10 protein-coding genes are annotated in these 26,165 nt (G+C 72.4%); 2 read left to right on the top strand and 8 right to left on the bottom strand.

From position 1 onward, the window contains the following. Window positions 1–55: 55 nt before the first annotated feature. The 7 genes from N8I87_RS30930 to N8I87_RS30900 form a co-directional block, all read right to left on the bottom strand. Window positions 56–15,235 carry a type I polyketide synthase gene (locus N8I87_RS30930; protein ID WP_263213651.1) on the bottom strand — a complete coding sequence of 5,060 codons (15,180 nt, stop codon included), beginning with the start codon at window positions 15,233–15,235 and terminating at the stop codon, window positions 56–58. Between the two features lie 55 nt (window positions 15,236–15,290). Next, the gene (locus N8I87_RS30925; RefSeq protein WP_263213650.1) at window positions 15,291–15,542 is read right to left on the bottom strand and encodes a phosphopantetheine-binding protein; all 252 of its coding nucleotides are present in this window, start codon (window positions 15,540–15,542) and stop codon (window positions 15,291–15,293) included. Between the two features lie 52 nt (window positions 15,543–15,594). Next, entirely contained in the window at window positions 15,595–16,626 is a 1,032-nt protein-coding gene (locus N8I87_RS30920) for an acetylserotonin O-methyltransferase (RefSeq protein WP_263213648.1), read from the bottom strand. A gap of 93 nt (window positions 16,627–16,719) precedes the next feature. After that, window positions 16,720–18,552 (bottom strand): non-ribosomal peptide synthetase, encoded by a 1,833-nt coding sequence (locus N8I87_RS30915; protein WP_263213647.1) that lies wholly within the window; start codon window positions 18,550–18,552, stop codon window positions 16,720–16,722. A 3-nt stretch (window positions 18,553–18,555) separates the two neighbouring features. Beyond that, window positions 18,556–19,368, bottom strand: a complete 813-nt coding sequence (locus tag N8I87_RS30910; protein ID WP_263213645.1) for an alpha/beta hydrolase family protein — start codon at window positions 19,366–19,368, stop codon at window positions 18,556–18,558. A gap of 116 nt (window positions 19,369–19,484) precedes the next feature. After that, window positions 19,485–20,270 (bottom strand): thioesterase II family protein, encoded by a 786-nt coding sequence (locus tag N8I87_RS30905; protein ID WP_263213643.1) that lies wholly within the window; start codon window positions 20,268–20,270, stop codon window positions 19,485–19,487. 10 nt (window positions 20,271–20,280) lie between these two features. After that, window positions 20,281–21,771, bottom strand: coding sequence for an amidase (locus tag N8I87_RS30900; RefSeq protein WP_263213641.1), 1,491 nt, complete (start codon window positions 21,769–21,771; stop codon window positions 20,281–20,283). 234 nt (window positions 21,772–22,005) lie between these two features. Between N8I87_RS30900 and N8I87_RS30895 the strand changes: the two genes are divergently transcribed. Next, the gene (locus N8I87_RS30895; protein WP_263213640.1) at window positions 22,006–23,022 is read left to right on the top strand and encodes an AIR synthase-related protein; all 1,017 of its coding nucleotides are present in this window, start codon (window positions 22,006–22,008) and stop codon (window positions 23,020–23,022) included. Between the two features lie 30 nt (window positions 23,023–23,052). On the opposite strand, the gene N8I87_RS30890 is transcribed toward N8I87_RS30895, so the two are convergent. After that, complete coding sequence (locus N8I87_RS30890; RefSeq protein ID WP_263213639.1) at window positions 23,053–24,378, bottom strand: MFS transporter; 1,326 nt, start codon at window positions 24,376–24,378, stop codon at window positions 23,053–23,055. 160 nt (window positions 24,379–24,538) lie between these two features. Between N8I87_RS30890 and N8I87_RS30885 the strand changes: the two genes are divergently transcribed. Continuing rightward, entirely contained in the window at window positions 24,539–25,849 is a 1,311-nt protein-coding gene (locus tag N8I87_RS30885) for a LuxR family transcriptional regulator (RefSeq protein WP_263213638.1), read from the top strand. The last annotated feature ends 316 nt before the right edge of the window (window positions 25,850–26,165 follow it).

Below are 26,165 nucleotides of genomic sequence, written 5' to 3'. Positions count from 1 at the left end.
TGTCCAGACACCTCTTACCTCACCCAATCCGCGTCGCGCGTCGTCAGCCGCGTCATCAGAAGTCCGATCCTTCGAGCGCCATCGAGATGAGGCTCTCGGCATCCATGTCGTCGATGTCGTCCACGTTTCCGGCGCCTTCGCCCGCCGGGTCGTCCGCCGCCAGGTGTGTGCCCATGGCCGTGGGCCGGTGGCCCGCGAGTTCGAGCAGGGCGTCCAGGAGGCCGGCATCCCTGAGCCGGGCCAGCGGAATCGTCCGCAGGGTCGCCCGCACGCTCTCCTCGTACGTCCCGTCGGTCCCGTCACCGGCCTCGGCGGCATCTTCGGGAACCAGTTGCCGGAGCAGGAATCCGGCGAGTTCGGCCGGGGTCGGGTAGTCGAAGACGAGCGTCGCCGGGAGGCGGACCCCCGCTTCGGCGCCCAGGCCGTTGCGCAGCTCGACCGCCGTGAGCGAGTCGAATCCGAGTTCCTTGAAGGGCTTGTCCGGGGTGATCTCCAGGGCCCCGCTGCCGCCGCCCCCACCGAGGACGCCGGCGACATGCCGGTTGACCACCTCGAGGGCGAGGCGCTGCCGCTCGGGAGCCGCGAGCCCCGCCAGCCGCTGCGCCAGCTCCTGCCCGCCCTTGGCAACGGCACCGGCGGCGGACCGGCGCACGGCCATCGACCGCGCCAACTGCGCAAACAGCGCGGGTACTTGACCTCCGGAGATACGGGCGAGGGCGGAAACTTCCAGCCCGGCGGGAACCAGCAGGACGCGGCCCGCCCCGATCGCCGCGTCCAGCAGTGCGAGCCCCTCGGCCACCGTCAGCGGCCGTACGCCGGAGCGCGCCATGCGCTCGATGTCCGCCTCGCCGATCCCGGCTCCCATGCCTCCGGCCTCCGGCGCCCACAGGCCCCAGGCGATCGAGATGCCCGGCAGCCCCTGCGCACGCCGCTCGGCGGCCAGGGCGTCCAGGGCGGCGTTGGCGGCGGCGTAGGCACCCTGCCCCGCACCGCCCAGCACACCGGCGGCGGAGGAGTAGAGGACGAAGGCCCCGATGTCGTGCCCGGCCGTCAGTTCGTGCAGATGCCGGGCGGCATCGATCTTGGGCCCCCGTAGCGCGTCGAGCGCCTCCGGCGTGAGCGAACCGATCGTCCCGTCCTGCACCACTCCGGCGGTGTGGACGACGGCGGTGATGTCGGGGTGCGCGGAGAGGAGTTCGGCGAGCGCGGCACGGTCGGTCACGTCACAGGCGACGATCTCGACCTCGGCGCCCAAGTCCGTGAGCTCAAGGGCGAGTTCGGTGGCGCCGGGGGCTTGGGTGCCGCGTCGGCTGGTGAGCAGGATGCTGCGTACGCCGTGGGTGGAGATCAGGTGGCGTGCGGTGAGGGCGCCGAGGCCGCCGGTTCCGCCGGTGATGAGGGTGGTGCCGGTGGTGGGCCAGGTGCCGGTGGCGGCCGCGGCCGTCTCCCGGGCGAGTCGGGGAGCATGGAACTCGCCGTCGTGGTGGGCGAGTTCGGGCTCTCCGGCCGGGATGTGTTCGGGGATGTCCTGGGTGTCGATGAGGACGATGCGGTCGGGGTGTTCGGCCTGGGCGGCCCGGGTCAGGCCGCGGATCGCGGACTGCTCCGGGTCGGTGGCGGCACCGGTGGTGTGGACGAGAAGGCTCTGCTCGCCGTCGAGGTGCGCCTGGAGCCGCGGGAGCAGTTCGCCGGCCGTGGCGGCACGGAGGACCGTGTACGAGGCGGTGGGCTCGGTCGCCTGCGCGGTAACCGGCACCCAGTCCACCCGGTACAGATCACGGACGGTGGCCGTCTCCACCGCCGGCGGACGCAGGGTCAGCGCTCCGACCGTGGCCACCGGAGTACCGGTCGGATCGGCGGCGTCGATACGGAAGCCCGACCCGGTGCGCTCGATACAGAGCCGCAGCGCCGAGGCTCCGGTGGCGTGCAGAGCGAAGTCGGTCCAGGAGAAGGGCAGCTGGGCGGTGTCGTCGCCGCTGTCCAACAGGCTGATGGAGTGCAGGGACGCGTCGAGGAGGGCCGGGTGGATGCCGTAGCCCTGGGACTCGGTGCCCTCGGGCAGCGCGACCTCGGCGTACACGGTGTCATCAGCGGTGCGCCAAGCGGCCGAGACCCCCTGGAACAGCGGGCCGTACTCCAGTCCCATGGCGGCCAGGTCGTCGTAGAGGGTGGCGGTGTCGACCGGTTCGGCCCCGGCCGGGGGCCAGACGGTGAGGTCGGTGGCGGGTGCCACGGCGTCGGCGGAGAGGGCGCCCTCGGCGTGCAGGGTCCAGGGACCGTCCTCACCTTCGGGGCGGGAGTGGACGGTCACGGCGGGCTCGTCGCCCTCACCGACACGAACATGGAGAACGATCGCGCGGTCGGCCGGCAGGACGAGCGGGGCGTGCAGGGTCAGGTCGCGGACGGTGCCGCGTCCGACCTGGTCTCCGGCGCGTACGGCGATCTCGACGAGGGCCGCGCCGGGCACGATCACCGTGCCGTTCACGGCGTGCTCGGCCAGCCACGGGTGCGTGGACTGGGACAGTCGGCCGGTGAACAACACGCCGTTGTCGTCCGGCAGTTCCACGGCCGCGCTCAGCAGCGGGTGCTCGGCGTCCGACTGCCCGAAGCCCGTCGCCGTTCCGGCGCCCGTGTCCGCGAGCCAGTAGGTGCCGTGCTGGAAGGCGTAGGTGGGCAGTTCGACGGGGAGGGCACCGGTTCCCGCGAAGAAGGCGGTCCAGTCGACTTCGGGCAGTCGGGTGAGGGCTTCGACCAGGGCCTGGGGTTCGGTGCGGTCGCGGCGCAGGGTGGGTACGGCGCGCGGGTCGGCGACCATCGCGGTCAGCACGGCGTCGGGGCCGAGCTCCAGGAACGTACCGATGCCCTGCTCGTCGAGAGCAGTGACGGCATCGGCGAAACGGACCGCCTCACGGACGTGGCGGACCCAGTAGGCGGGGGTGGAGAGGTCTTCGTACGACACCTGCGCGCCCGTCAGGGTCGACACGATCGGGAACTTGGTCTTGCTGTAGGTGAGTTGGGCGGCGATGCGCTCGAACTCGGCGAGCATGGGCTCCATGAGCGGGGAGTGGAAGGCGTGGCTGACGCTCAGCCTCTTCGTCTTACGGCCCGCCTCGGAGAAGTGCCGTACGACCTCGTCCACGCCCGCCTCCGGCCCGGAGACGACCACGGCGGTCGGGCCGTTGACGGCGGCGATACCGGTGCCTTCCAGCAACACGGCCCGCACCTCGTCCTCGGTGGCCTGTACGGCGGCCATCGCGCCCCCGGCCGGCAGCTGCTGCATCAGACGGCCGCGCGCGGCCACCAGCGTCGCCGCATCCTCCAGCGACCACAACCCGGCCACATGAGCGGCGGCCAACTCGCCGATGGAGTGACCGGCCAGCACATCCGGCCGCACACCCCACGCCCCCAGCAGCCGGAACAGCGCCACCTCCAGAGCGAACAAGGCAGGCTGCGTGTACCCCGTCTCGTCCAGGCCCTCCCCACCGAACATCACGTCCTTCAGGGGCCGTTCGAGGTGCACGTCCAGAGCGGCACACACCTCGTCCAGCGCGGCCGCGAACACCGGGAAGGCCTCATACAGCTCACGCCCCATCCCGGCCCGCTGACTCCCCTGCCCGGTGAACAGGAACGCCACCGAACCCCCGGCGACCGTGGGCGTGACGCCCCCGCCGGCAATGGCCTCCAGCCCAGCCAGCAACCCGCCCCGGTCCCGCGCCACCACACCCGCGCGGCAGGAGAAGGAGGCGCGTCGGGCCGTCAGGGAATGGGCGATGTTCGTGGAGTCCAACTCCGGGTGGGCCGTGGCGAAGTCCAGGAGCCGGGCCGCCTGGGCACGTACGGCCTCGGCGGTCCTGCCCGAGACGATCCACGGCAGTACCGGCACCCTGCGGGCCGAGGCGTCCGGTTCGGCGGAGGTCTCGGCGGGCGCCTCTTCGATGATCACGTGAGCGTTGGTGCCGCTGATGCCGAAGGAGGAGACACCGGCGCGCCGGGTTCGCTCCCCCGCCTTCCAGGGCTTGGCCTCGGTCAGCAGCTCGACCGCACCGGCCGACCAGTCCACGTGCGAGGACGGCTCATCCACATGCAGCGTCCGCGGCAGTTGCTCATTGCGCATCGCCAGGACCATCTTGATGATCCCGGCCACACCGGCGGCGGCCTGGGTGTGTCCCAGGTTGGACTTGATCGACCCCAGCCACAGCGGCGCATCCGAGGCACGGTCCTGGCCGTAGGTGGCCAGCAGCGCCTGTGCCTCGATCGGATCGCCCAGCCGGGTGCCCGTACCGTGCGCCTCCACCGCGTCGACCTGCTGCGGGGTCAGCCGCGCCGAAGCGAGTGCCTGGCGAATGACGCGCTGCTGGGAGGGGCCGTTGGGGGCGGTGAGGCCGTTGCTCGCGCCGTCCTGGTTGATCGCCGAACCCCGTACCACCGCGAGGACGTTGTGTCCGTGGCGGCGGGCGTCGGAGAGCTTTTCGAGTACGAGCATGCCGACGCCCTCGCCCCAGCCGGTGCCGTCGGCCGCCTCGGCGAACGGCTTGCATCGGCCGTCGGGCGCCAACCCGCGCTGCCTGCTGAAGCCGACGAACGTCTCGGGCGTCGCCATCACGGTGACGCCACCGGCCAGGGCCATCGTGCACTCACCGCTCCGCAGCGCCTGCGCGGCCATGTGGACGGTGACCAAGGAGGAGGAGCAGGCCGTGTCCACGGTGACGGCAGGGCCCTCGAGTCCGAGGACGTAGGCGACACGCCCCGATGCCACGCTTCCGGAACTGCCGGTGCCGAGGTAGCCCTCCAGGTCGGACGGATAGCCGTTCAGCCGGATGCCGTAGTCGTTGTACATGACGCCGGCGAAGACACCGGTGGCGCTGCCGCGCACGGTGGCCGGGTCGATGCCCGCCCGCTCGAACGCCTCCCACGACGTCTCCAGCAGCAGCCGGTGCTGCGGGTCCGTCGCCAGCGCCTCACGCGGGCTGATCCCGAAGAAGGCGGGATCGAACTCGGCTGCCTGGCCGAGGAATCCGCCGTGCCGCGAGTACGTCTTGCCGATGGCCTCCGGGTCGGGGTCGTAGAGACCCGCGACATCCCATCCACGGTCCGTGGGCAGCGAGGTGATGGCGTCACGGCCGGAGACGAGCAGTTGCCACAGCTCCTCCGGCGAGTTGAGGCCACCGGGGTAGCGGCAGGCCATACCGACGATCGCGATCGGCTCGTCCACGGCGGCGGCCACGGCGACGGCCGCTCTCTGACCGGTGGCCAAGTCCAGCTCGTGCCCAACCAGTTCGGTCAGCAGGTAGTCGGCAACCGCCGTGGGGCTCGGGTGGTCGAAGACGAGCGTGGCGGGCAGCCTGAGGCCGGTGTCGGCGCCGAGCGCGTTGCGGAACTCCACTCCGGTGAGCGAGTCGAAGCCCAGCTCCATGAAGGCCGCATCGGCCGAAACAGCCTGCGCTCCGGCGAAGCCGAGCACGGCCGCCACCCGCTTGCGGGTCAGATCGAGCAGCAGATCACGGCGCGCCGCGGTGTCGGGCAGGGCGGCCAGCCGGTCCTGGAGGGAGTTCCCGGCCGGGCGGCCCGTGTCCGAGCCGAGCGAGGCCCGTACGGCACGGCGTGCCCGGGGCCGTACGAGATCACGCAGAAGCGCCGGCGCGTCCGTGTCCCATGCGCCTAGGTTGAGTTTGATGGGCACGACGTGTGCCCGGCTGACCGACGCCGCGAGCGCCGCTTCGAAGAGCACCGTGCCCTCCTCCGCTCCGATCGCCTCGACGCCCGCGCGTGCCATGCGGTCCAGGTCGGTCGTGGTGAGTTCGGCGCCCATGCCGCCGGCCTCCGGTGCCCACAGGCCCCAGGCGATCGAGATGCCCGGCAGCCCCTGGACCCGGCGTTGCGCGGCGAGGGCGTCCAAGTAGGCGTTGGCGGCCGCGTAGTTGGCCTGTCCGATGCCGTCGAAGCACCCTGCCGCCGAGGAGAACAGGACGAACGCTTCGAGCTCGAGGTCGGCCGTCAGCTCGTGCAGATGACGGGCCGCGTCGGCCTTCGGAGCCCGGACACCGGCCAGGCGCTCACCGGTGAGGTGCTCCACCGTCGAGTCGTCGAGCACGCCGGCGGTGTGGACGACGGCGGTGATGTCGGGGTGCGCGGAGAGGAGTTCGGCGAGCGCGGCACGGTCGGTCACGTCACAGGCGACGATCTCGACCTCGGCGCCCAAGTCCGTGAGCTCAAGAGCGAGTTCGGTGGCGCCGGGGGCTTGGGTGCCGCGTCGGCTGGTGAGCAGGATGCTGCGTACGCCGTGGGTGGAGATCAGGTGGCGTGCGGTGAGGGCGCCGAGGCCGCCGGTTCCGCCGGTGATGAGGGTGGTGCCGGTGGTGGGCCAGGTGCCGGTGGCGGCCGCGGCCGTCTCCCGGGCCAGTCGGGGAGCATGGAACTCGCCGTCGTGGTGGGCGAGTTCCGGCTCTCCCATCGGGATGTGTTCGGGGATGTCCTGGGTGTCGATGAGGACGATGCGGTCGGGGTGTTCGGCCTGGGCGGCCCGGGTCAGGCCGCGGATCGCGGACTGCTCGGGGTCGGTGGCGGCGCCGGTGGTGTGGACGAGAAGGCTCTGCTCGCCGTCGAGGTGCGCCTGGAGCCGCGGGAGCAGTTCGCCGGCCGTGGCGGCACGGAGGACCGTGTACGAGGCGGTGGGCTCGGTCGCCTGCGCGGTAACCGGCACCCAGTCCACCCGGTACAGATCACGGACGGTGGCCGTCTCCACCGCCGGCGGACGCAGGGTCAGCGCTCCGACCGTGGCCACCGGAGTACCGGTCGGATCGGCCAGCTCCAGCCTCTGGCCGGCGCCTTCCTTGGTGATGCGCACTCGCAGAGCCGAGGCCCCGGATGCGTGCAGGGTCACGTCCGACCAGGAGAACGGAAGCTCTGCCCGGGCCTCGTCCCCCGTGTCCAGCAGGCCGAGCGAGTGCAGGGATGCGTCGAGGAGGGCCGGGTGGATGCCGTAGCCCTGGGTGTCGGTGCCCTCCGGCGGCGCGACCTCGGCGTACACGGTGTCATCGGCGGACCGCCAAGCAGCCGAGACCCCCCGGAACAGCGGGCCGTACTCCAACCCCAGGGCGGCCAGATCGCCGTAGAGGTTCGTGATGTCGACCGACTCGGCGCCGGCCGGGGGCCAGGCAGTGAGATCGGCTACCGGCTCGACGGCATCGCCCGTCAGGGAGCCCTCGGCGTGCAGGGTCCAGGGACCGTCCTCACCTTCGGGACGAGAGTGGACGGTCACGGCAGGTTCGTCGTCCTCGCCGACGCGCACGCGCAGGGCGACCGCGCCGGTCTCCGGGACGATGAGCGGGGCGTGCAGGGTCAGGTCGCGGACGGTGCCGCGTCCGACCTGGTCTCCGGCGCGTACGGCGATCTCGACCAGGGCCGCACCGGGAACGATCACCGTGCCGTTCACCGCGTGCTCGGCCAGCCACGGGTGCGTGGCCAAAGACAGCCGACCGGTCAACAACACGCCGTCGCCATCGGGCAGTTCCACCGCAGCACCGAGCAGCGGGTGGTCGGCGGAGGCGATGCCCACCGCGTGGACGTCACCGGCATCGAGCGTTGAGTGCTCGGGCCAGTACGGCTGGTGCTGGAAGGCGTAGGTGGGCAGGTCGACGGCCTTCCAGCCCCGGCCGAAGTAGGCAGCCCAGTCGACAACCGGCAGCCGGGTGAGCGCCTCGACCAGAGCTTGCGCCTCGGAACGGTCACGCCGCAGACCCGCGACAAGCGTCGCTTCCGTACCGGTGTCCGCGGCCATCGCCGTGAGGACGGCGTCGGGGCCGAGCTCCAGGAACGTACCGATGCCCTTCTCGCCAAGGGTGGCGACGGCGTCGGCGAAACGGACGGCCTCGCGGACGTGCCGGACCCAGTAGGCGGGCTCGGCGAGGTCCTCGTACGACACCTGCGTGCCCGTCAGGGTGGACACGATCGGTATCACAGGCTCGGCGTACGTGAGTTGGGCGGCGATGTCCTCGAACTCGGCGAGCATGGGCTCCATGAGCGGGGAGTGGAAGGCGTGGCTGACGGTGAGCCGCTTGGTCTTGCGACCCGCCTCCGAGAAATGCCGTACGACCTCCTCCACGCCCGCCTCCGGCCCGGAGACGACGATCGACACCGGCCCGTTGACGGCGGCGATACCGGTGCCTTCCGGCAGCACGGCCCGTACCTCGTCCTCGGTGGCCTGTACGGCGGCCATCGCACCCCCGGCCGGCAGCTGCTGCATCAGACGGCCACGAGCAGCCACCAGCGTCGCCGCGTCCTCCAGCGACCACAGCCCGGCCACATGTGCGGCGGCCAGCTCACCGATCGAATGCCCGGCCAGCGCGTCGGGCCGTACACCCCACGCCTCAAGCAGCCGGAACAGCGCCACCTCCAGAGCGAACAAGGCAGGCTGCGTGCAACCCGTCTCGTCCAGGCCCTCACCACCGAACATGACGTCCTTCAGAGGCCGTTCGAGGTGAACATCCAGAGCCGCACACACCTCGTCCAGGGCGGCCGCGAACACAGGGAAGGCCTCATACAGCCCCCGGCCCATCCCGGCCCGCTGACTCCCCTGCCCGGTGAACAGGAACGCCACCGAACCCCCGACCACCGACGGCGTCACGGACCCATCGGCGATGGCCTCCAGCCCGGCGCGCAGACCATCCGGGTCTCCTGCGACCGCGGCGGCCCGATGCGCGAACGCCGACCGCTGGGTGGCCAGTGAGAAGCCCACATCCGCGGGGTCCAACCCATCCCCGTCACCGATGAGTTCGAGGAGGCGTGCAGACTGCTCACGTGCGGCTTCGGCAGTCCTGCCGGAGACGATCCACGGCACCACCGGCAACCAGGCGGCCTCCGCCATCGGCACCGGCTCCTCGGTCGGAGCCTCCTCCACGATCACGTGGGCGTTGGTGCCGCTGATGCCGAAGGAAGAGACACCGGCGCGCCGGGTCCGCTCCCCAGCGGCCCACGGCCTGGCCTCGGTCAGCAGCTCCACCGCACCCGCCGACCAGTCCACATGCGACGAAGGCGCATCCACATGCAGCGTCCGCGGCAACCGCTCATGACGCATCGCCAGAACCATCTTGATGATCCCGGCCACACCGGCGGCCGCCTGCGTATGACCCAGGTTCGACTTGATCGACCCCAGCCACAGCGGCGCATCCGCGGCACGGTCCTGACCGTACGTCGCCAGCAACGCCTGCGCCTCGATCGGATCCCCCAGCCGGGTCCCCGTCCCATGCGCCTCCACCGCGTCGACCTGCTGCGGGGTCAGGCCCGCTGCCGCCAGCGCCTGCTTGATGACCCGCTGCTGAGCGGGACCGTTGGGAGCGGTGAGGCCATTGCTCGCGCCGTCCTGGTTGACGGCCGAACCCCGCACCACCGCCAGCACTCGATGACCGTTGCGACGCGCGTCCGAGAACCGCTCCAGCACCAGGACGCCCACGCCCTCACCCCAGCCGGTGCCGTCGGCGGCCTCGGCGAACGGCTTGCACCGGCCGTCCGCCGCAAGACCCCGCTGCCGGCTGAAGTCCACGAACGTGTCCGGCGTCGACATCACCGTCACACCACCGGCAAGGGCCAGCGAGCACTCACCACCCCGCAGCGCCTGCGCGGCCAGATGCACCGCCACCAACGACGACGAACACGCCGTGTCCACCGTCACCGCGGGACCCTCAAGCCCCAGCGCATACGACACCCGGCCCGAGGCGATGCTGCCTCCGACGCCCATGAAGCCCTCGGTGTCGTGGTGGGCGGAGCGTTCGAGCACCGTGGCGTAGTCGTGGTACATGACGCCCGTGAAGACTCCGGTGGCGCTGCCGCGCACGGTGACGGGGTCGATGCCCGCCCGCTCGAACGCCTCCCAGGACGTCTCCAGCAGCAGCCGGTGCTGCGGGTCCATCGCCAGCGCCTCACGCGGGCTGATCCCGAAGAACCCCGGGTCGAACTCGGCAGCCTGGGAAAGGAATCCTCCGTGCCGGGTGTAGGTCTTGCCGATGGCCTCCGGGTCGGGGTCGTACGACTCCTGCCACAGCGGACCACGGTCGGACGGGAACTCGCTCACCGCGTCACCGCCCGCGGCGAGCAGACCCCACAGGTCCTCCGGTGAGGCCACCCCGCCGGGGTAACGGCACGCCATGCCGACGATCACGACCGGATCGTCCGTCGCCGCCTCTGTCGTCACCGGCATGGCCTTTGACGCCTCATCGACGCCCACGAGTTCGGCTTCGAGGAAGCCGGCGACCGCGGTCGGCGTCGGATGGTCGAAGACGAGTGTCGCCGGAAGCCGGAGACCCGCCTCCGCGGCCAGCCGGTTGCGGAACTCCACTGCCGTGAGGGAGTCGAAGCCGAACTCCTTGAAGGGCTTTTCGGGCGCGACGTCGGACGCGCTGCCGAATCCGAGGACGGAGGCGACGTGGCGGCGTACGAGATCGAGCAGGACGCGGGTGCGTTCGGCGGCCGGCAGCCGTTCGAGTCGGCCGGCCAGGTCTCCGGCCGTGGTCTTCGAGCCGGTCGCGAGGGCCCTGCGTGCGGCGGCCGAGGGCCGGACCAGTCCGTGCAGGGCATGGGGCAGTTCACCGCGCCTGGCCCGCTGTTCCAGGGCTCGGGCGTCCATGACGACGGGAAGCAGATGCGCTTGCTCGCCGTACGCGCCGGAGAGCACCGCGTCCAGCAGGGCGAGGCCCCGTTCCTCGTCGATGGGCAGGACTCCGACGCGTGCCATCCGGTCCAGGTCGGCCGCGGTGAGGTCGGCGCCCATGCCACCGACCTCCGGAGCCCACAGGCCCCAGGCCAGCGAGACGCCCGGCAGCCCCTGGGCCCGGCGACGCGCGGCAAGGCCGTCCAAGTAGGCGTTGGCGGCCGCGTAGTTGGCCTGTCCGGTGCCGTCGAAGGTGGCCGCGCTGGAGGAGTAGAGGACGAACGCGTCCAGATCCCGGTCGGCCGTCAGTTCATGCAGGTACCGCGCCGCGAGTGCCTTGGGTCCCCACACCGACTCCAGGCGCTCCGGTGTCAGTGACTCGATCGTCGAGTCGTCGAGTACGCCCGCGGTGTGCACGACCGCCGTGATGTCCGGGTGGGCTGCCAGCAGACGGGCCACCGCCTCCCGGTCGGAGACGTCACACGCCTCCACGGTCACGTGCTCGGCGCCCGACTCGCGCAGCTCAGCTACGAGTTCGACGGCACCGGGAGCCTCGATACCGCGTCGGCTCGTGAGCAGGACGTTGCGAACACCGTGGGCGGCCACCAAGTGGCGAGCGGTCAGCGCGCCCAGGCCTCCGGTGCCACCGGTCACCAGTACCGTGCCCGACGTGGACCACGAAGCGCCGCCGTCCGCCGACGCGGTCTCGCGAATCAGTCGTGGTGCGTGGAACCGGCCCTCCTGATGGGCGAGTTCGGGCTCACCGGCCGGGATGTGCTCGGGCACGTCCCGGGTGTCGATCAGGACGATGCGGTCGGGGTGTTCTGCCTGGGCGGCGCGGGTAAGGCCGCGGATCGCGGACTGCTCCGGGGCGCTGGCAGCCCCGACTGTGTGAACTAGCAGAGTCCTCTCGCCGTCGAGGTGGGCCTGGAGCCGCGGGAGCAACTCGGCGGCCGTGGCAGCATGCAGGACGGTGTACGAGGCTGTGGGCTCGGTAGCCTGCGCGTTCACCGGGACCCAGTCCACCCGGTACAGATCACGAACGGTGGCCGTCTCCACCGCCGACGGACGCAGGGCCAGCGCACCGACCGTGGCCACCGGAGTACCAGTCGGATCCGCGAGGTCGAGCCGGTAACCCGAGCCCTCGTCCACGACACGCACCCGCAGCACCGAGGCCCCGGTGGCGTACAGCGTGACGTCCGACCAGGAGAACGGCAGTTGGGCCGTGGAGTCCGCCTCCTGCGCCAGGGTGATGGCGTGCAGGGCGGCGTCGAGGAGGGCGGGGTGGATTCCGAAACCGTCCGTGTCGGTGCCCTCGGGCAGGGCGACCTCGGCATGGACCGTGCCGTCGGCGGAGCGCCAGGCGGCCGTGAGCCCCTGGAAGAGCGGACCGTACTCCAGACCCACGCCGGCCAGGTCGCCGTACAGGTTGGCGATGTCGACCGGTTCGGCGCCGGCCGGAGGCCAGACGTCGAGGTCGCCGAGCGGCTCGACGGCATCGGCCGACAGGGAGCCCTCCGCGTGCAGGGTCCAGGTCTCCTCACCCTCCGGGCGGGAGTGGACCGTGACAGTGGGCCGGTCCCCCTCACCGACACGCACCCGCAGCGCGACCGCACCACTCTCCGGAACAACGAGCGGGGCATGCAGCGTCAGGTCACCCACGGTCCCGCATCCGACCTGGTCTCCCGCCCGCACGGCGATCTCGACCAGCGCGGCGCCAGGCACGATCACCGTGCCGTGCACGGCATGCTCGGCCAGCCACGGCTGGGCGGCGAGCGACACCCGACCGGTGAACAACACGCCCTCGCCGTCCGGCAGTTCCACCGCCGCGCTCAGCAGCGGGTGCTCGGCATCCACCTGCCCGGCACTGACGACGTCACCGCGCACCGCACCCGCGTAGGCGTCGAGCCAGTACGGCTGGTTCTGGAAGGCGTAGGTGGGCAGATCGACGGAGCGCCGGCCGGGGCCGAAGTAGGCCGCCCAGTCGACAACGGGAAGCCGGGTGAGCGCCTCGACCAGGGCCCGTGCCTCGGAACGGTCACGCCGCAGACCCGCGACAAGCGTCGCTTCCGTACCGGTGTCCGCGGCCATCGCCGTGAGGACGGCGTCCGGGCCCAGCTCGAGGAACGTACGGACCCCGCGCCCGTCGAGGGTCGCCACGGCGTCGGCGAAACGGACCGCCTCACGGACGTGCCGGACCCAGTACGACGGCCGCGACAGCTCCTCGTACGACACCTGCGCGCCGGTCAGTGTGGAGACGATCGGTATCGCGGGCTCGGCGTAGGTGAGTCGGGCGGCAAGCTGCTCGAACTCGGCGAGCATCGGCTCCATGAGCGGGGAGTGGAAGGCGTGGCTGACGGTGAGCCGCTTGGTCTTGCGGCCCGCCTCGGAGAAGTGCCGTACGACCTCGTCCACGCCCGCCTCCGGCCCGGAGACGACGATGGACACCGGCCCGTTGACGGCGGCGATACCGGTGCCTGCGGGGAGAACGGCCCGTACCTCGTCCTCAGTGGCCTGTACGGCGGCCATCGCGCCCCCGGCCGGCAGCTGCTGCATCAGACGGCCACGAGCAGCCACCAGCGTCGCCGCGTCCTCCAGCGACCACAACCCGGCCACATGTGCGGCGGCCAGCTCACCGATGGAGTGACCGGCCAGTGCGTCGGGCCGTACGCCCCACGCCTCCAGCAGCCGGAACAGGGCAACTTCCAGGGCGAAGAGAGCGGGCTGCGTGTACCCCGTCTCGTCCAGGCCCTCCCCGCCGAACATCACGTCCTTCAGGGGCCGTTCGAGGTGCACGTCCAGAGCGGCACACACCTCGTCCAGCGCGGCCGCGAACACCGGGAAGGCCTCATACAGCCCCCGGCCCATCCCGGCCCGCTGACTCCCCTGCCCGGTGAACAGAAACGCCAGCGGCTCCCGCCCACCGCTCGCCAAGGGGGCACCCCCACCGGCGATGGCCTCCAGCCCGGCGAGCAGCTCCTCCCGGTCGCCGCTCGCCACAGCCGCCCGGTACGCGAACGAAGACCGCTGTGTCACCAGCGAGTAGCCGACATCCGCCAGATCCAGTTCCGGCCTGGTCACGGCGAACCCGAGCAGCCGCGCCGCCTGCCCGCGCACGGCCTCGGCGGTCTTGCCGGAGACGATCCACGGCACCACGGGCAGCGTCATCAGCTCGCCCGCCTCGGCGGGATCCTCGGCCGGGGCTTCCTCCACGATCACGTGCGCGTTGGTGCCGCTGATACCGAACGACGAGACACCAGCCCGCCGCACCCGCTCTTCGGCCTGCTTCCACGGCCTGGCCTCGGTCAGCAGTTCCACCGCACCGGCCGACCAGTCCACATGCGACGAAGGCGCGTCGACATGGAGGGTCTGCGGCAGTTGCTCGTTACGCATCGCCAGGACCATCTTGATGATCCCGGCCACACCGGCGGCCGCCTGCGTGTGCCCCAGGTTCGACTTGATCGACCCCAGCCACAGCGGTGCATCCGCGGCACGGTCCTGACCGTACGTCGCCAGCAACGCCTGCGCCTCGATCGGATCCCCCAGCCGGGTCCCCGTACCGTGCGCCTCCACCGCGTCGATCTGCTGAGCGGTGAGCCGGGCGGAGGCGAGTGCCTGGCGGATGACCCGCTGCTGGGACGGTCCGTTGGGTGCCGTCAGCTGGCTGCTCGCGCCGTCCTGGTTGACGGCCGAACCCCGCACCACCGCCAGCACCCGGTGACCGTTGCGACGCGCGTCCGACAGCCGCTCCAGGACCAGGACGCCAACACCCTCGCCCCAGCCGGTGCCATCGGCCGCCTCGGCGAACGGCTTGCACCGCCCATCGGAGGCCAGCCCCCGCTGCCGGCTGAAGTCCACGAACGTGTCCGGCGTCGACATCACCGTCACCCCACCCGCCAGCGCCAGCGAGCACTCACCGCTCCGCAGCGCCTGCGCAGCAAGGTGCACCGCCACCAGCGACGACGAACACGCCGTGTCCACCGTCACCGCAGGCCCCTCAAGACCCAGCGCATACGACACCCGGCCCGAGACGACGCTCGCCGCGCTGCCGTTGCCGAGGAAGGCGGAGATGTCCTGGGGAACATTCTGGAGGTGGGCGCCGTAGTCGTGGTACATGGCGCCGGCGAAGACGCCCGTGGCACTGCCGCGCAGGGACGTGGGGTCGATGCCCGCCCGCTCGAACGCCTCCCACGACGTCTCCAGCAGCACCCGCTGCTGCGGGTCCGTGGCAAGGGCCTCGCGCGGGCTGATGCCGAAGAAATCGGCGTCGAAGTCGGCGGCCCCTTCCAGGAAGCCGCCCTCGACGGAGTAGGTCTTGCCGGGGGCGTCCGGGTCCGGGTCGTACAGGCCCGCCGCGTCCCAGCCGCGGTCGGCCGGGAAGGGGGTGATGGCGTCGCCGCCGGCGGCCAGCAGGCTCCACAGGTCCTCCGGCGAGGTCACCCCGCCGGGGTAGCGGCAGGCCATGCCGACGATCGCGATCGGCTCGTACTGCTTCTCCTCCTCCTCGCGCAACCGCCTGCGGGTGTCGCGCAGTTCGGTCGTGGCCCTCTTGAGGTAGTCGAGGAGCTTCTGTTCGTTCGACTCATTCGACATGCGGTCGTCCACCTGTGGGAGAGGAGCGGGAGGGAGGCTGGATGGGGATGAGGGGTCAGCTCACGGCTGCGGCGCGCAGGCCGGACAGCGTGCGCCAGAGCGCGCCCGGCGTGCTGAACGTCTCCATGGACAGGGCGTCGTCGGTGAACTTGACCTCGTAGGTGTTCTCGATCTCTATGAGCAGGTCGACGATGCCGAGCGAGTCGAGGCCCGCGTCGCGCAGGTCGAGGTCCTGGGTGAAGGGGGCGTCCTCGGGGAGGAAGCCGAGGTGGGGGCGGACGAGGCCCTCGAACTGGTCGTCCCACATGGCGGGTTGGTCCTCTCTGGAGGCGGGTGGGGATGCCGGTCGGCGGGGTGGGTCAGTCGCGGGTCGCGAGGACGCACTCGACGACGCTGTGCTCGGTGGAGAGATTGCGGATCGACCGCACTTCGAGGCCGGCGCCCTCGGCCTGCCTGCGCATGTCCTCCTCGGACCGGATGCGCGTGCCCTCCTCGCAGACCACCATCTGGAACAGCGAGCGGATCGCGGAGGCGTTGTCGTGGCCGAGGAGCGGCTCGATGACGAAGAGGACGGGTTCGGCGGCGAGTCCCTCGGACTCCTCGACGGTGCGTGCCATGGCCCGCTGGACCGTCTTGAGGATGCGGGTGCTGCTGTCGGGGCTCCAGTTGTGCAGGACGTTCTTGAGGAAGTAGGCGTCGGCGCCGCTCGGGACCTCCTCGAAGAAGTCGGCCTCGGTGAAGGAGAGCCGGCGGATCAGGTCCTTGTCGCCGGACTCGTCGAGGAGCTGGGCGCCGCGCTTGGCGACGTCGGCGCGTTCGGCGACGGTGCCGTGGATGTCGGTGTGGGCGGCGAGGATGCCCTTGAGGAGGTGGCCGGTGCCGCCGCCGACGTCGATGACCTTGGAGATCCGGGAGAAGTCGAAGTCACGGGCGAGTTCGGCGGCCGCGGGGCGGGTGATGTCGGCCATGGCCTTGTCGTAGACCTCGCCGGCGTCCGTGTCCTTGTCCATGTAGGCGTAGATGGACTCGCCGTACTCGGAGCGTGAGGCGGGCTTTCCGGTCTTGACGGTGGTGAGCAGGTCGCGCCAGACGTCGTAGTACATCTCGCCGCCCAGGACGCACCAGTAGCGCATGGACTGCGGGTGGTCGTCGCGCATCCGCTCCGAGGTGTCGGTCTGCTCGAAGGTGCCGTCCTCGCGTTCGTGGAAGACGCCGACGATGCCCAGGACGCGCAGCAGGTAGAGCACGCCGTCCGGGTCGGCGTCGGTCAACTCGGCGAGTCGAGCGGGCGACTTGGGGCCCTCGGCGAGGTGGTCGGCGATGCCCAGGCGGGCGGCCACGCCGAGGGACCGGGAGATCCAGCCCATGCCGGCGAGCTGCAGCAGCTCCATCGTGTCTCCAATTCCTGGTGCTTGTTCTGGTGCCTGTTGTGGTGCCTGTTGTGGTGCCTGTTGTGGTGCTGGTTGTGGTGCATGTCGTGTGGGTCAGTGCGCGGCGAGTGCCTCGCTCAGGCGGCGCACCGTGCGGTGGTCGGCGATGTCCTGGAGGCCGATGCGGATGCCTTGCCTGCGGGCCTTGTTGGCGACCTGGGCAGCGCCCAGGCTGGTGCCGCCCAGGGCGAAGAAGTCGTCGTCGAGGCCGGCCTTGGCGGCGCCGGAGAAGGTGGCGAACAGGTCGCACAGGAGGGTCTGTTCGGGGGTTTCGGGCGCCTGGTACGTGGTGACGGCGGCGAAGTCGGGGGCCGGGAGGCGGTCCGTCTCCAGCTTGCCGTTGGCGTTCAGGGGCAGGGTGTCGAGGGTGAGGAAGGCGCTGGGCACCATGTAGTCGGGGAGGGTGTCCGCGAGGTGTGCCTTCAGCGACGAACCGTCGGGCATCGTCGCACCGGCCGGGACGATGTAGGCGACGAGGTGGGTGTCGCCGGTGCCGGTCCGGTGGACGGTGACGGCGGTGCGGGAGACGGCGGGGTGACGCAGCAGGGCCGACTCGATCTCGCCGAGTTCGACGCGGTAGCCGCGGATCTTGACCTGGCCGTCGAGGCGGCCGAGGAAGGAGAGGGTGCCGTCGGGGGCGCGGCGCACACGGTCTCCCGTGCGGTACATGCGGGTGCCGGGCGGGCCGTACGGGTCGGCGACGAAGCGTTCCGCGGTGAGGGCGGGGCGGCGCAGATAACCGCGGGCCAGCTGGCCGCCCGCGATGTACAGCTCCCCGTCGTCGGTGGAGCGCAACTGCCCGTCCAGGACGCGGAGTTCGCTGGTCCAGGTGGGCCGGCCGATGGCGACGGCGCCGGACGGGAGGTGGTCACCGGGGTGGACGGCGTGCACGCAGCAGCCGACGGTGGCCTCGGTGGGGCCGTACTCGTTGAGGACGGTGACGTGGGGGTGGCGGGCGCGGAAGGCTTCGACGGTCTCGGAGAGCAGGAGTTCGCCGCCGACGACGAGTTGTTCGGTGGGTGCCGCCTGTGGCGGGAGCGTGGCGAGCAGGGCCATGTGCGACGGCGTCACCTTGAGGAGGGCGGGGCTGGGGCCCGGTTCCTCCAGTGATCCGATGCGGATGGTGCCGCCGCTGGTGAGGGGCGCGTACAGGGTGGTGACCGTCATGTCGAAGGCGACGGAGGAGTGCAGCAGGGTGGTGCGGGCGGCGCTCGGGTAGGTGCCGCGGGCGTAGCCGAGGTAGGCGGCGAGCGGGCGGTGGGTGACGACGACACCCTTGGGGCGGCCCGTGGAGCCGGAGGTGTAGATGACGTACGCGGGGTGGTCGGGGTGCAGCGGCCGGACGCGGTCGGTGTCCCGGGGGTCGGTGGTGGGGGCGGCGGCGATCTCGGCGCGCGTGGCGGCGTCGTCGAGGAGGACGATGGCCGCGGTTCCGGCCGGGGCGGCGCTGCCCGTGCGGGTGATCAGGGCGGCCGGGCGGGCGTCCTCGGTCATGAGGGCGAGGCGCTGTGGCGGGTTCTGCAGGTCGAGCGGCAGATAGGCGGCACCGGCCTTGAGTACGGCGAGGAAGGCGGCGACGAGCTCCGCGCCGCGCCGCATGCCGACCGCGACGATGTCCTCCGGACCGAGGCCGAGGGAGATCAGATGGTGGGCCAACTGAGCCGACCGCTCGGCGAGTTCGCGGTAGGTGACGATGGTGTCGCCGTCGACGAGGGCGGGGGCGTCCGGGGTACGGCGGGCCTGCTCGGCGAAGAGGGCGGGGAGCAGGGTGGGGTGGTCGGGGCAGCCCGCGGGCTCCGTCGCCGGGCGACCGGGCACCGGAACGGCAGCGGCAGCGGCAGCGGCAGCGACAGCCGCCGTTGCAGCGGCGGTGGTCGTCGTCACCATCGGTCACCCGGCCTTGCCGGTCGCGGCGACGGGCGACTCGGCCAGCAGCCGTTCCAGCGCCCGCGCGGTCTCGGTGGAGCGCAGGAGGTCGTCGTGGGCGACGGGGACCCGGTGTTCGTGGCCGACGGGCTGGTCCGGCGGGGTCGTGGTGAGGGCCGTGGCGGTGCTCCAGGCGGGCAGCGGGCTGAGGGTGGTGGCCGCGGTGAGGTAGGAGACCAGGGAGACGAAGGCGCCGGAGAGTTCGTCGCGGATGTCCTCGTCCAGGTCGAGCCGGTCCGCCGCGGTGGCCACGGCGGTGGTGAAGGTGTCGGCCAGTTCGCGTCCGACGACCGGGAGCCGGTCGCCTCCGTACTGTGCCTCGAGGGCTTCGCCGCGGGCGTGGAACGCGTCGAGTTCGGCGGGGGTGAGCAGCGCGGCGAGGGAGTCGCCCGCGGTGTGGAAGTCGTCGTACAGGCCGCTCGTCGCGGGGAGTTCGGGGTCGAGCAGGATGAGCCGGGGGGCGGGCTGCCAGTAGGCGATGCGCTCGGCCAGGGCGGCCGCGAAGACGCCGCCGGCGCAGTAGCCGAGTACCGCCTCCACCGGGGTGCCGGAGGCTCGTACTTCGCCCAGCCACCAGTCGAGGTAGGCGTTTCCGGTGGGCGGGACCTGGTCGTCGGGGCCCGGGGGGCGGCTCGCCCAGAGGGTGAGCGGCGGTTCGAGGAGCGGGGCGAGGTCGGCGAATTGGGCCGGCGCGCGGCTTCCCGCGACGAAGTCGACCGCCAGCAGGAGACCTTCGCGCTCTCCGCTGCTCAGCGTCTTCCACGCTATTCGACTCACGGCTATTCCCTATTCCTGTCCTCTGGCCACGAAAAAGGAGAATTCGTGGCGGCGGTGAACTTCACGCTAGATGCGGGTGGTCGCGGTGCGGACCCCTAGTCCGGGCGAGGTCACCCCTATCCTCGGACCGTGGCGGTGGCGGCTATCCGCGAGGTGATGGCGTCGAGCACCTCGCGCTGCCGGTCGGCGAGGTAGAAATGGCCGCCGGGAAACGACTGCACCTCGCAGTCGGCGGTGGTGTGCCCGGCCCAGGCGTGGGCCTCGTCGAGGGTGGTGTTGGGGTCGGTGTCGCCGATCAGGACGGTGACGGGGCAGTCGACACTCACTCCGCGGTCGACGCGATAGGTCTCCACGGCCTTGTAGTCGTTGCGGATCGCGGGCAGCGCGAGCCGCATGATCTCCTCGTTGCCCAGGACCCGGTCGTCGGTGCCGCTCAGCCTGCGCAGTTCCCTGATGACGCCCTCGTCGTCGCGGGTGTGGACGCGGTCGTCGCGGGTGCGGGAGGGGGCGCGGCGGGCGGAGGCGAACAGCCGGGCGGGGGCCGGGAGTCCGGCGTCCCGGAAGCGGCGGGCGATCTCGAAGGCGACGGTGGCGCCCATGCTGTGGCCGAACAGGTACAGCGGCCGGTCGGCGTAGTGGCGCAGTTCCTCGAAGGCGAGCCGGGCCAGTTCCGGGACGTTGTCGATGAGGGGTTCCCTACGGCGTTCCTGACGGCCCGGATATTGCACGACCAGGACGTCGATCCCGGGGGTCAGCTCCTTGGCGACCGGGAAATAGAAACTCGCCGAACCGCCCGCGTGCGGAAAGCAGATCAGACGGGGAGCGTCGGCGACGGCGGGGTGGTAGCGGCGAATCCAGGCACTTTCCGCGGTGGTCGGCACCGGGCTCTGCTGCGTCGTCATGAGGAGTACCTCAGTTCTCGTCTTGGTCCATCTCGTGTGCCGGGTCACGGAGTTCCGGCAGGAATCCGAAGAGCATTTCGGTGAGCTGCCACTGCCCGGCGAACTCGGCGAGTTCGGCTTCGGGGACGGGTACTCCGGCCCGGTGCAGTGCCGCGCCCAGCTGCCGGCGGGTCTCCGCCTCGGAGGGTGCGCCCTGCGGCAGGGCGACGGGGGCGGGCGGCGTGGCGGGGAGCGGGGCTGGGGTGCGCAGATGCCAGTCGGTGCCCTGCTGGTAGGCGTCGGCCACGGCGAGCAGGGCGCGGTCGGTGCCGGGGGCGCCGGCCAGTTGCAGGGACAGCGGCAGTCCGGCGGTGTCGAAGCCCATCGGCAGGGCCACGGCCGGGAAGCCGACGGCGCTCCACAGGCTGGGCAGCCAGGACACGGTGGCCAGGCCGGCGGGGTCGTCGTAGCGGGGGGCGGCGGTGGGCCAGGTGGGGGTGGCGAGGGCGTCGAGTCCGTCGAGGCGGCCGCGCAGCGCGCCGGCGCCCCAGGTGCGGACGCGTTGCGCGTGGACGTACACGGAGGCGGGGATCAGGCCGCCGAGCACCAGGGTGCGCCTGAACGGCCGCCCGTACTCGTCCCAGCGGCCGCGCAGCCCGGCGCCGTGCCGTTCGAAGCCCTCGGCCAGCAGGGTGATGAGCTGGGCGGCGAACAGCGGGTACAGCTCGGGGAGTTCGACGCTAACGATCTTCGCGCCCTGGTCACGGAGGGCTTCGAGGGCGGTGTCGAAGGCCTCGCGGCACTGTGGGGACAGCTGCCCGGACTCCTCCAGGGCGCGGTCGGGGACGCCGACGCGGATACCGTCCAGGTCGGCTCGCCAGGCGGGCTCGGGGCTGTCCCAGGCGGCGGCGACGCCGAGGGCGCGGGCCGCTTCGCGGACGGTACGGGCCAGGGTGCCGACGGTGTCGAGGCCGGGCGCGAGGGGGTGGCAGCCGGCGGTCGGGACTAGGCCGTGGGTGGGCTTGACGCCGGTGACGCCGCACAGGGCTGCGGGGATACGGATGCTGCCGCCGGTGTCGGTGCCCAGGCCGACGTCGAACAGGCCGTTGACGAGACCGGCGGCGCTGCCGCTGCTGGAGCCGCCGGGGTAGCGGTCCGGGTCCCAGGGGTTGCGCGGCACGGGGAACGGCAGGGCCGGGTCGGGGCGGCCCAGGGCGTGCTCGGCGGCGGTGGTCAGGCCCAGCGGTACGGCTCCGGCGTCCCGCAGACGTCGTACGGCCACGGCGTCGCGGCCACGGTGCCAGTCGGCGTCGTACACCCTGCTGTGTGCCGTGGGGACCGCCTCACGGGTGGCGAAGACGTCCTTCACGCCGAGGGTGACGCCCCGCAGCGGGCCGGAACCGGCCGGTTCCGCACGAGAGATGTCGAAGCGGCGCACGAACACCCCGAGCCGCTCGTCGAGCCGGTCGGCGGCGGCCTGCTGCCGTTCCATCCGCTCCGTCCGCGTGCTGACGTCCACCATGGCCGCTCCGTAGATCCGCCTGCTGCCCGGGCCCTCCGGGTCTTCGACCCTAGGAACGGCGACCGCCCGGACAGTCCCCCTTGCCGGACCCCTCAACACCCCTGAATCGCCACCCCTGCCTGCGGGTTGTCCGTGATTTCCCGGGCTACCGTGACGGTGACGCGGGGGCAGACTGACCCAGACTGGTGGTGAGACCGACCGCCGCGTTCCCGGGTCCGGAAAGGGGGGATTTCCTTGCTGCGGGACGACGTTCCCCTGCCCGTGGGCCAGGTGGCGCTGCGCGACGAGCGCGGCGCCATGTCACCGACCCGAGTCTTCGTCTCGGCGCTGGGCGATCTCTACGATCCCGAACCCGTCCAAGAGCCGGGTCCCGCGCCGCTCGCCCTGCGCACCGTGACGTCCGTGGTGGACCCGCCGTTCTTCGGCAACGGCGACATCGGGCGGCTCGCGGTGTGCGCGGCCGTCAACGCACTGGTGGTCGCCGGTGCGACGCCGCGTCGGCTGGCCCTGGCCGCCGTCGTGGAGGCGGGGCTGCCGACCGCGCTGCTGCACCGTGCCGCGCAGTCCGTGCGGGAGGCGGTGGAGGAGGCCGGGGTACGGGTCGCGGCGGTGGACGCGCGGGTCGTACGGGCCGGTGAGGTCGACCGACTCGCCCTCACGGCAACGGGGTTCGGGGTGTTCACACACCCGCCGCCGGACCCCGGCACGCTGCGCCCGGGTGACCGGATCCTCGTCTCCGCGCCGCTGGGCAGCCATGCGGTGCATGTGCTGTCGCTGCGCGCCGGGCTCGGCTTCGAGTACCACGTGCCCAGCGACGTGGCTCCGCTCGGCGGACTGGTCGAGGCGGTCCGTACGGCACTGCCGCCGGGCGCGCTGCGGGCGGCCGGGATGGTCGCCGAGGGCGGACTCGCCGCGGTGCTGCGGGAGTTCGCGGGACGCTCGGGGCACGCGGTACGGGTCGACGAGGCCGCGCTGCCGGTGCCCTACGGCGCCCGGGAGGCGTTCGACGTCCTGGGACTCGACCCCCTGTACGCGGCCGGCGCGGGCTGTGTCTGCCTGGTGGTCGACCCCGCGGCGGAGGCCATGGCGCTGACCGCGCTACGGGGCCGGCGCAATGGACGCCTGGCCACGACGGTCGGCTCGGTCACGCCTGGTCCGCCCGGAATGGTCGAACTCCGGTCGGCGGAGGGCGATACGGCACCGCTTCCGGCCGACGGGGACGAGGACGGGGCTCCGGCGCGGTTGCTGTGACGCCGCCCCAGCCCGGGTGGGGACCCGTCCTCAGCCTCGGCCCCGTACTCCCCGGCCCAGTACCGCGGCGGCGACGAGTGCCGCTGCCGCCGGGGTCAGGCCGATGCCGACGAGGATGCCCATGTGTGCCGTCGCCGACTGGGTGACGGCGTGGCCGGTGCCCGAGGAGACGTAACCGAAGAGGGCGAGAATCAGGCCGTAGAGGAAGGGCCCGACCGCCAGTCCCAGGGTCTCGCAGGTCGTGAAGAGACCGGAGGAGACGCCCGCCCCGCGCAGCTCTTCGCCCGCGATGCAGTCCTGCAACATCGCGTAGAGGAAGAGGAGTTGCCCGGCGTGCCCGGCACCGGCGAGGGCCATGACCGCCAGTACGAGGGGCAGGGGGAGGGCGGGAGCCGCGAGCAGGAGCAGGCAGCCCGCGGCGAAGACGGCGCACGCCCACCGGTACCCGGCCCGGTGGCCGACACGGGCCCCGAGCCGGGTCCAGGCGCGCACGGTGAGCAGGTTCGGGGCGACGAACGCGGCGACGAGCAGTCCCGTGGCAGCCTTGTCGCCGAGGATGTGCTCGCTGAAGTAGGGGGCCCCGGCAGTCAGTCCACCGGTCGCGACGGACTGGACGACGATCCCGACGAGCAGCGCGGGGAACCCCGGCACCCGTCGTGCGAGGGCGAGTTGGCGGCGCAGACCGGGCCCGGTGGGCCTCGTGGCACCCCGGGGAGCGCGCTCGATGCCGATCAGCACTCCCGCCGTACCCACCAGCACGCACACCGCGCCGAACAGCCCGACCATGCGGTGTCCCGGCACTCCCCCGCCGCCCGCGTCGACGAGCGCGGGTCCGGCGGCGCCGATGAGCAGCGCGGAGACGGCGATCACGGCGACGCGGCCGGCGACGAGGGCGACCCGGTCGGCGAGCCGGTCGGTCACTTCGGCCGGCAGGGCGGAGTAAGGGACCTGGAAGAAGGCGTACGCGGTGGCGGCGAGGAAGAAGCCCACCGCGGCCCACCATGCCCCGGCGGAGGCGGGCCCCGGTGCCGAGAACATCAGCGCGAACGCGGCGGCGACACCGACGCCCCCGCCCAGCAGATGGGCGCGGCGGCGCGGCCGACGGTCACCGGCATGCCCCACGAGCGGCCCCAGGAAGGCGTTCCACACCTTGGGAACGAGGATCACGGTTCCGGCGAGGGCCGCGCCGACGCCGAGCGTGTCGGTGAGGTACGGCAGCAGCAGGAGGCCCGGGAGCGTGCTGAACGCACCGGTGACCAGGGCCCCGGAGGCGTACCCCGCCCGCAGTCCACGGCTCGCGCCGGACGCGTGGAGGGCCGTCACCGGGCGGGCGGCGGGTTCCGATTCGACAGCCATGATCCGAGCCTGACCTCGTACGGGCGGTGTCAGTAGTCCGGGAATCACCCGACGCCTCAGGGACTTCCTGTCGTGCAACTACCGGACAAGGCAGCGCTCTTGGAGTCCCCGGTCCGGGTGGGAGATGGTCGCGGTGACCAAGGGGGAGGTTGAGGCCCGGATGCGTACCGACGAGGCCCCGGACGCCACGGCGCGGGCGAGCGCCGAGCTGTTGAGCTTCGTGGCGAGCGGCTTGCACCGCGAGGCCGCGGCGGCCGCTTCGCTGCTACGGCTGTTCCCGCCCGACGACAAGGAGGCAAGGCTCCTGCGCGCCCGGGCCCTGGTACTGGCCGGCCTGCCGGAGTCCGCACTGCGGGAGTACGCGTCCGTGCCGCTGACCGCCCGGGATGCCTTGGTGTACGCAACCGCCCTGCGTCTGCTGGGCCGTTGGGACGAGGCTGAACGATGCCTGGAGCGTTCGGCCCCTTCCCTGCGCACCCTGCCCGCCACGGCATCGGCCCTGGAATGCGCCGCGCTGGCCCTGGACCGGGGGGAACCGGCCCTGGGGCGTACGGCGCAGCAATGGGCGCAGAGGGCCCTGCACGAGGCGGAGTTCGGCGTCGGGGTCGGGGCCGGAGAAGGGGACGAGGCGGGAGCCGGGACCGGAGCCGGGTCCGACGTCGACATCGTCCACGCCCGCTGTCTGCTCGCCGCCTCATACGCCGCCGTGGGCCGTTTCGGTGCCGCTCTCGACGCCGCCGACGCTGCCGCGCGCTTGTTGGACGGGCTCGGTCAGGACGCGCTGTTGCGGCGCCTCGACTCGGTGTACCGGCTGGCCGACGCGCTGTTCTACACGGGGCGCAGGCGGGAGGCCGAGCGGCGGCTCGGGGAGGCGCTGGTGCGGGCCCGTGACGCGGCGCAGGAGCATGTGGCGGGCCTGCTGGAGCTCGGGCTCGCCCGGGCCCGGCTCGCGGCGGAGGATCTGGCGTCGGCCGGGCGGTGGGCCGAGCGGGCGGCCGAGTCGGCGCGCCGCACCGGCGGGGTCCCGCTGGCCGTGGACGCGGCGCTTTGTCTGGCCCAGGTGCGGCTGGCGGCGAACGACATCGCGGGCGCCCTGGAGGCGGCGGAGACGGCGGTGCGGGACGCGCGCGCCCTGGGCGGGGTGTGGCGGGACCGGGCGGCCGCCCGGCTGCGGGAGGTCCGTGTGGTTCGGGAGCATGAACGGCCCCCCGCGGTGCCGAGCGACAAGGCGGAGCTCAGCGGCGGCGCGGGGCCGTTGCTCGACGCGCTGAGCGGGCGTGAGGCGCAGGTGGCCGTCCTGGTCAGCGAGGGGTGTACGAATCAGCAGATCGCGGCGCGGCTCCGGCTCAGCCCGAAGACCGTCGAGACGCATCTCAGCCGCATCTTCAAGAAGCTCGGCAGCACCTCGCGCGCCCAGGTGGCGCACTGGGTCGGGCTGACCGCGGGCCCCGCCCGGGACGACGGGGGATGACGTCCGGGGCGGGGCGGGCGATCGGCGCGGGCACGCGGTGACAGGGGGTGGCCGGGTGCGACCGCGCCTTGACACCCACCGTGCCGTCGACCGCCTGAGCGGGGCTAAAGCGGGGGTTGCCCACGGGCAGGCCCGGCACCCCAACTAACTGCCGTGCAACTTGCTGCCACCGTCCCCGGCTGGCATCCGGCACCTGGGTCTCCGCACCCTGGTGTGCCTGGGCCGTCCGCGTGGCGGCCACGGGGACAGTGCGCGCCGCAGGACGGGCCCTCCCCAAGCTCTGTGAGCCGGGAGCGCTCCCAACGCGCCGAGGAGA

This window comes from Streptomyces sp. HUAS 15-9 (assembly GCF_025642155.1).
GTDB lineage: Bacteria > Actinomycetota > Actinomycetes > Streptomycetales > Streptomycetaceae > Streptomyces.
Note: the sequence above shows the minus strand (reverse complement) of the source record. Positions and strands in the feature narration are given on the sequence as shown.

Bases quoted from the DNA above. Each gene is read 5' to 3' on its own strand.
- N8I87_RS30885 (WP_263213638.1), top strand. From the start codon at position 24,539: ATGCGTACCGACGAGGCCCCGGACGCCACGGCGCGGGCGAGCGCCGAG.
- N8I87_RS30905 (WP_263213643.1), bottom strand. From the start codon at position 20,270: ATGACGACGCAGCAGAGCCCGGTGCCGACCACCGCGGAAAGTGCCTGG.
- N8I87_RS30920 (WP_263213648.1), bottom strand. From the start codon at position 16,626: ATGGAGCTGCTGCAGCTCGCCGGCATGGGCTGGATCTCCCGGTCCCTC.
- N8I87_RS30930 (WP_263213651.1), bottom strand. From the start codon at position 15,235: ATGTCGAATGAGTCGAACGAACAGAAGCTCCTCGACTACCTCAAGAGG.
- N8I87_RS30915 (WP_263213647.1), bottom strand. From the start codon at position 18,552: ATGGTGACGACGACCACCGCCGCTGCAACGGCGGCTGTCGCTGCCGCT.
- N8I87_RS30900 (WP_263213641.1), bottom strand. From the start codon at position 21,771: ATGGTGGACGTCAGCACGCGGACGGAGCGGATGGAACGGCAGCAGGCC.
- N8I87_RS30925 (WP_263213650.1), bottom strand. From the start codon at position 15,542: ATGTGGGACGACCAGTTCGAGGGCCTCGTCCGCCCCCACCTCGGCTTC.
- N8I87_RS30890 (WP_263213639.1), bottom strand. From the start codon at position 24,378: ATGGCTGTCGAATCGGAACCCGCCGCCCGCCCGGTGACGGCCCTCCAC.